2 protein-coding genes and 1 pseudogene are annotated in these 2,919 nt (G+C 64.3%); all 3 read right to left on the bottom strand.

The genetic code is table 11. The annotated features are described in order from the left end of the window. Positions 1–568: phosphoribosyltransferase family protein (locus tag K728_RS19190; RefSeq protein ID WP_024476738.1), on the bottom strand; the 568-nt coding region annotated here is incomplete at its 3' end. Between the two features lie 362 nt (positions 569–930). Further along, complete coding sequence (locus K728_RS0110975; protein ID WP_019481714.1) at positions 931–2,667, bottom strand: LpqB family beta-propeller domain-containing protein; 1,737 nt, start codon at positions 2,665–2,667, stop codon at positions 931–933. Beyond that, positions 2,657–2,919, bottom strand: a pseudogene (locus tag K728_RS21925) (ATP-binding protein); the annotation flags it as partial. The pseudogene K728_RS21925 and the gene K728_RS0110975, both read right to left, overlap by 11 nt.

Here is a 2,919-nt window from a genome sequence, read left to right as displayed (position 1 = left end):
CGGCCACCTCCGCTCCGGCCAACCGCAGAACCCGCGTCATTTCGGCAATCGTCGCCCCGGTGGTCAGCACATCATCAACCACCAGGCACACCGCCCCGGGGACCAGATGCTGGCCCCGCCGCAGGGTCATGGTGAGGCGGACATTGGCGCGTCGCTGGGCCGATCCGAGGCCCTTTTGCTGCTGCTGCCCAACTCGGCCGGCGAGCGCTGACCCCAGTCGGACGGTTATGCCCCGGTACCCCACCAACCTGGCGGGCCGGCAGCCTGCGGGCAACTCACCTCTTCGAACCAGCCCGTCAAGGAGCAGGCCGAGAGGATCGTACCCGCGGCGGCGCAGCGACGCTCCTTTTGTAGGCACCGGCACCAGAAGAATCTGTGCCGTTTCACCGCCCTGGCGGAGCCCCTCCACGGCCGAGTGCAGCGCTCCAGCGAGCGCCGTTTGCAGGGGTCTGCCCACATCGGTGCGGTGATGGTTTTTGTAGGCAAGCACCAACCGCGCGAGTGCGGACCGGTAATGGCCTCCTGCTGTGACCGGCAGTGGGTCACCGAAACCTGTGGCTGACTCCATGCGCCCCGGCACCTGAGGCAAGGCGGGCGCACCTCGTTCAACCCTGAGGGGGCGGACCGTCGCTTTGCGGATTGCGGTGAGACACTCGGGGCAAAGTGGGATCAAGAGGCGCCCGCATACAGCACACTCGGTAGGGAACAGGAGCGACCAGAAGCCCACGATGGCACCGGTAAAGCCCTGCACGTCCGGCCTCATCCGGACCGCATCGAGGCGGCCGGCGACGCCCCTCCACAGCGGCGCGGATCGGAATCCGTTCATGCCCTGACTTTGCCACCTCGGCCAGTCCCCGACGTCGCCTTCGTAGCCGAGTGTGGACAAAATCAGTCGCCGAGCCTGGGCAGATCGGCGCCCGTGTGCAGAGCTCAGCCCGGGAACGCCGGATCCTGGACACCTTCCACCGGCTCGTTCGACCAGGTATCCCCAACCCGGTTCCGGACCCCCTCCGAGGTGCCGGCGAAGATGGCCGTCGGCCCGGTGCCCGCACTGATGTGCAGAATGCCCTCAAGGGACGACAGCGCATCGACAGTCCCGTCAAGACCAAGAAATTCAGGGGTCACCTCTTCCTCTGCGGAGGCCTCGGCGACGATGACGGTGTCCTCGTTGACCCACTTCGCGGTATTGACCGGACCGCTGGCGAAAAGCTCCCGCGGAGTACCAAGACTCTGCGGGGTGCGGTCGTTGCTGCGCACGATCCCGGCAAGGAAAACGCGGCTTAGCCCCTCCTGCTCGGTCACGACCAGGGCCCGGGACCCATCCCTCGACACCCTGAGTTCCAGCACCACTGAATCAGCTAGCCAGGGTGCCGTCACCGACACCGCGCTGTCTTGCAACCCGCCGGGAGGAACCGCGGTAACCGTCGATCCCAGGCCTTCGGGCCCGGTGCTGGCCGTCCAAACCCAGTTGTTCGGGTCGAAACTGGGAGAAGTCAGCCTTCGTCCGGTCGCAGCGGTGATGATTTCCTGATCCTGCCCGGTGGTGTAAAGCCGTGTCCGGTTTCCGTTGAGGAACGCAAAGTCCGCCCCGGACAGGGTCATTGCCGGGTCCTGGGGATCCAGTGCCGCCACCGAAGGGACGCCTTCAATGGGAACGGTCTCTTCCGTCTGGTACAGGAATAGCTCGTTGCCGGAGACGACAATCTGTTTGTTGCCGACAGCCGGATCGCCGACTGGGATTACCAGGTTCGGGTGGGGGACATTGCCCTCGTCGCCAAGGTACACCGGCTGCCCTTCGACAGTCATCTGCACCGAATTGACCGTGTTCAACCCGGCCAGGTTCTCCCGGAGTTGCTGCTGCATCTGTTGTCGGATCAGGTCACTGGTTTCCTGCAGCACATCGGGGGACAACTCGACGGTTGCCGTCCCCGACACGATGGGCACCGATTCGACGCCGAGGGTGGTACTTTCCGGGAACGCGCTGGTCACCGACCCCTGCAAGTATGGAGCCGGACCGTCAAGCATCGCCTCCACAATATTCGTGGCAATGGCTGCCCGGTTTACGAACCACCTGACGTCGGGCACCCAATGTTCGAAGGAACTGCTGTAGAAGTACAGGCTGTATGTTTCAAGCAACAGCTCAGCCTGGCTCGAAGAAATCATGATGCCGTTGGGGATCGAGGTGATACGCCACTGCCCGTCGGCATTCTGCTCGAGCTTCGCGGTGAGGCTTTCAGTGGTGGTAGCAGGAGCCCCCGTACGGATACCTTCGGCGTTGATGGTCCCCTCGACTTCGAGTTGGATCTGGTAGACACCGTCAGTCGGGGACGCAGAAATCTGCGGGTCAGCTCCGTAGATGATGATGCGCTCTTCTGGCCGCCATTGGGCGGCGAACTCGTCGGTGAGGTAGTCCCGTGCGATCTCGTAGTCGCCGGCGGCACCCGTGCCGGCGTCGACGAAGGAGTTCAGGAGGGATTCCGGATCAGCATCCTGCCGGGGCCCGGGTGGATTGAAAATCAGTGGGTCGGTGGTGTCGGACCCGGTGTCAGCGGTGATGACTCCCACTGGACCAGAGGTAGGTATGGACGAGCAGCCGCTGACCACCAGCACGATCGGCAACAGTAAAAGGGCCAGTGACCGGCTCAGCGGACGCCTGTTAGCGGGCATCGTGGGACTCCTTTGGCAGAGTGGTTAGCTGCGGCAGCGAGTCCGGGGATGTTCCGACCGACGGACGGTCGGGCAGCCCGCCCATCCTTGGCGGCAGCGGCAACGGTGAGACCTTGAGAACGGACTCCCTGAGCTTGGGAAGCGTCAGCCGAAAACAGGCGCCCTTACCCGGGGAGCCCCAGGCTTGCAGCCAGGCTCCGTGGAGATGGGCATCCTCGGTGGCAATTGACAATCCAAGGCCGCTCCCGCCGG

The sequence above is a fragment of the Arthrobacter sp. CAL618 genome, from assembly GCF_000468215.1.
GTDB lineage: Bacteria > Actinomycetota > Actinomycetes > Actinomycetales > Micrococcaceae > Arthrobacter_D.
This window is presented reverse-complemented; position numbering and strand designations above follow the sequence as displayed.

What these genes read in the sequence shown, in the direction of transcription:
- K728_RS0110975 (WP_019481714.1), bottom strand. Translation starts at nt 2,667, where the DNA reads ATGCCCGCTAACAGGCGTCCGCTGAGCCGGTCACTGGCCCTTTTACTG.